Origin of the sequence: Catenovulum maritimum, from assembly GCF_001050375.1 — a bacterium.
GTDB lineage: Bacteria > Pseudomonadota > Gammaproteobacteria > Enterobacterales > Alteromonadaceae > Catenovulum > Catenovulum maritimum.
The window spans coordinates 1-2,894 of sequence record NZ_KQ130493.1; the positions used below are offsets into that span (position 1 = coordinate 1).

The window sequence follows — 2,894 nt, forward strand, 5'->3', positions numbered from 1 at the left end:
TAGCTCTATTAGCCTACCTAATATAAGAGCCATTGAAATATCAAATTAGCGCTTATTTCATTCTAGTCCCATGCTGTAAACCATACTCGGCCATCAATAAGGCCGAGTAGGAATACTGTAAGTGATTTTATGCCTTAGGCTCGTTTATATATCTGGTTAAATCGCTTAAAAAGTTGCTTAATAGATCGGAATTTTTAAAAGTTCACCAACGAATCTCTGCTCAGATCAGCAATGCTGTTAGCACCGGTTAATGTCATCGCCACTTGCATTTCTTTTTTGTATAAGTCCAATAAATTTTCTACGCCACTTTGACCTTGTGCAGCTAAGGCATAAATGAATGAACGGCCTAATAAGGTTAAATCTGCACCCATAGCAATCATACGCACCACATCTAATCCATTTCGAATACCTGAATCTACCATGATTTTTATATCCCCTTTTACAGCATCTGCGATAATAGGTAAGGCTTTAGCGGATGACATAACCCCGTCTAATTGTCGACCACCGTGGTTAGAAACAACAATGCCGTCGGCGCCAAATTTGACTGCATCTTTGGCGTCACCGGGATCTAAGATACCTTTAATCACCATTGGACCATCCCAGTAATCACGGATCCATTCTAGATCTTTCCATGAAATTGATGGATCAAAGTTATTACCTAGCCAACCAATGTAATCTTCTAGTTTAGTTGGTTCACCACGGTAAGTAGAAATATTCCCTAAGTCGTGTGGCTTACCAAGTAATCCTACCTCAAATGCCCACTGTGGATGGCGCATAGCTTGTAATACACGACGCATAGCAGCATTCGGGCCACTCATACCTGAGTGCATATCACGATAGCGTGCTCCAGGGACTGGCATATCAACGGTGAAAATTAGAGTTTTGACACCAGCCGCTTTGGCTCGTTCCAGAACATTCTTCATAAAGCCACGGTCTTTAAGCACATATAGCTGGAACCACATAGGGCGCTCAATTGCGGGTACAACTTCTTCAATAGGGCAGACTGACACTGTCGACATAGTAAACGGAATGCCTTTATTTTCAGCCGCTTTTGCCGCTTGTACCTCGCCTCGTCTGGCGTACATGCCGGTTAACCCAACAGGTGCTAGGGCAATAGGTAAGTCTAATTTTTCACCAAAAATTTCAGTTTTAAGATCTAGTTCAGACATATTATTTAATACGCGCTGTTTTAAAGCGATCTCGGATAAGTCATCAACGTTTTTACGCAAAGTATGTTCGCTATATGACCCACCGTCGATATAGTGAAATAAAAATGGGGGTAATTTGGCTTGGGCCGCTTTTCGGTAATCGGTAGAAGCTGAGATGATCATTTAGTCGCCTTAATAATTGTTACTAAGCATTTAGCATGTTTAGTCTACTGCGTTGCTTAATTTAATAGAGTTTTTATTTTTCTAATATATCGCTTTATTTTTATGCTATAAATGGAAATAATGAAAAACACTATTTCCAAAAGTTTAATATTATGCTGGCAAATGACTTAATTTTATTTTCCCAAGTGATAGAGTTTGGGAGCTTTAGCAAGGCTGCTGAAGCTAATAACCTAACTAACTCGTCTGTGAGTAAGCGTATTGCTAGGTTAGAGAAATCGTTAGGAGTGCAACTGCTATATCGTACAACTCGTAAATTAACGGTTACAGAAGCCGGCAGTATTTTAGCTATGGGCGCAAAAAGCGTGCAGCAAGCAACAAATGATGCAATTAGTGCGGTTTCTGGGTTCGGTGATCAGATAAAGGGACATATAAAAATGTCTGTACCGACTATTTCCGGCGACTTATTATTAGCTGAAGCTGTCGCCGAATTTTGTTCTAGACATCCTAACTTAACTGTCGATATGTCGATGGATAATAAATTTGTTGATTTAATTAATGATGGATATGATCTGGTGATACGAACGGGTCACCTAGAAGATTCAAGCTTAATTGCTCGCCATATTATTGATTCGCAGTGGGTTGTTTGCGCATCACCTTTTTTCATAAATAAATACGGTAATCCCGAAACGCCAGAAGATTTAAAACAATATAATTGCTTGAAATATACCTATCAAACTTTTGGTGCCGATGAATGGCAGTTTAAAACTGAAAATCAGGATTATTTTGTAAAAGTGTCGGGTTCATTAGCAACAAATAATGCGAGTGCTCTGCGTAAAGCTGTGCTGGCTGGGCATGGTATAGGCTACTTGCCTAGATGCTTGGTATACCCAGATTTATGTAATGGTGAGCTAATTGAACTGTTTAAGACTCAAGTTGCGAAAAAGCTAGGTGTGTATGCGGTGTACCCTTTTACTAAACATCAGCCCCAAAAGATAAAAATGTTAGTTGAACATATTAAGAGTCAATATTTAGCTATGTCACATTATTTTGTGGCGGATTTTTCACGGGTTTAATCTTTGATAAAAGCAAAGATAAAGTGGTCTTCGAACTCGGATTTGAACCAATGACCTTCGCCAGTCTATAAGAGCTGAGCCCGAGGGCGAACTTTAATATTAAAGGGTTTTATTCAAGAAAGTGGTTGCGGGAGCCGGATTTGAACCAACGACCTTCGCCAGTCTATAAGAGCTGAGCCCGAGGGCGAACTTTAATATTAAAGAGTTTTATACAAGAAAGTGGTTGCGGGAGCCGGATTTGAACCAACGACCTTCGCCAGTCTATAAGAGCTGAGCCCGAGAGCGAACTTTAATTTTAAAAGGTTTCTAAACAAGAAAGTGGTTGCGGGAGCCGGATTTGAACCAACGACCTTCGGGTTATGAGCCCGACGAGCTACCAGACTGCTCCATCCCGCGACAATTCGTCGCTAGTTCCATATGCTGGTGGATTAGATTTCCTATCTAATCAATTACTTATATCAGTAATTTAGAGTAAATTATTTCAGGAGTT

General features: G+C 40.2%; 2 protein-coding genes and 1 tRNA gene. 1 reads left to right on the top strand and 2 read right to left on the bottom strand.

All coding sequences use genetic code 11. The annotated features are described in order from the left end of the window. Positions 1-194: 194 nt before the first annotated feature. Positions 195-1,331 carry an FMN-dependent L-lactate dehydrogenase LldD gene (gene lldD, locus XM47_RS12075; RefSeq protein WP_048692835.1) on the bottom strand — a complete coding sequence of 379 codons (1,137 nt, stop codon included), beginning with the start codon at positions 1,329-1,331 and terminating at the stop codon, positions 195-197. 152 nt (positions 1,332-1,483) lie between these two features. On the opposite strand from lldD, the gene XM47_RS12080 reads away from it, so the two are divergent. After that, positions 1,484-2,404, top strand: coding sequence for a LysR family transcriptional regulator (locus XM47_RS12080; protein WP_048692837.1), 921 nt, complete (start codon positions 1,484-1,486; stop codon positions 2,402-2,404). Positions 2,405-2,723: 319 nt separating this feature from the next. On the opposite strand, the gene XM47_RS12085 is transcribed toward XM47_RS12080, so the two are convergent. Beyond that, positions 2,724-2,800 (bottom strand) — tRNA-Met (locus tag XM47_RS12085). Between the last annotated feature and the right edge of the window lie 94 nt (positions 2,801-2,894).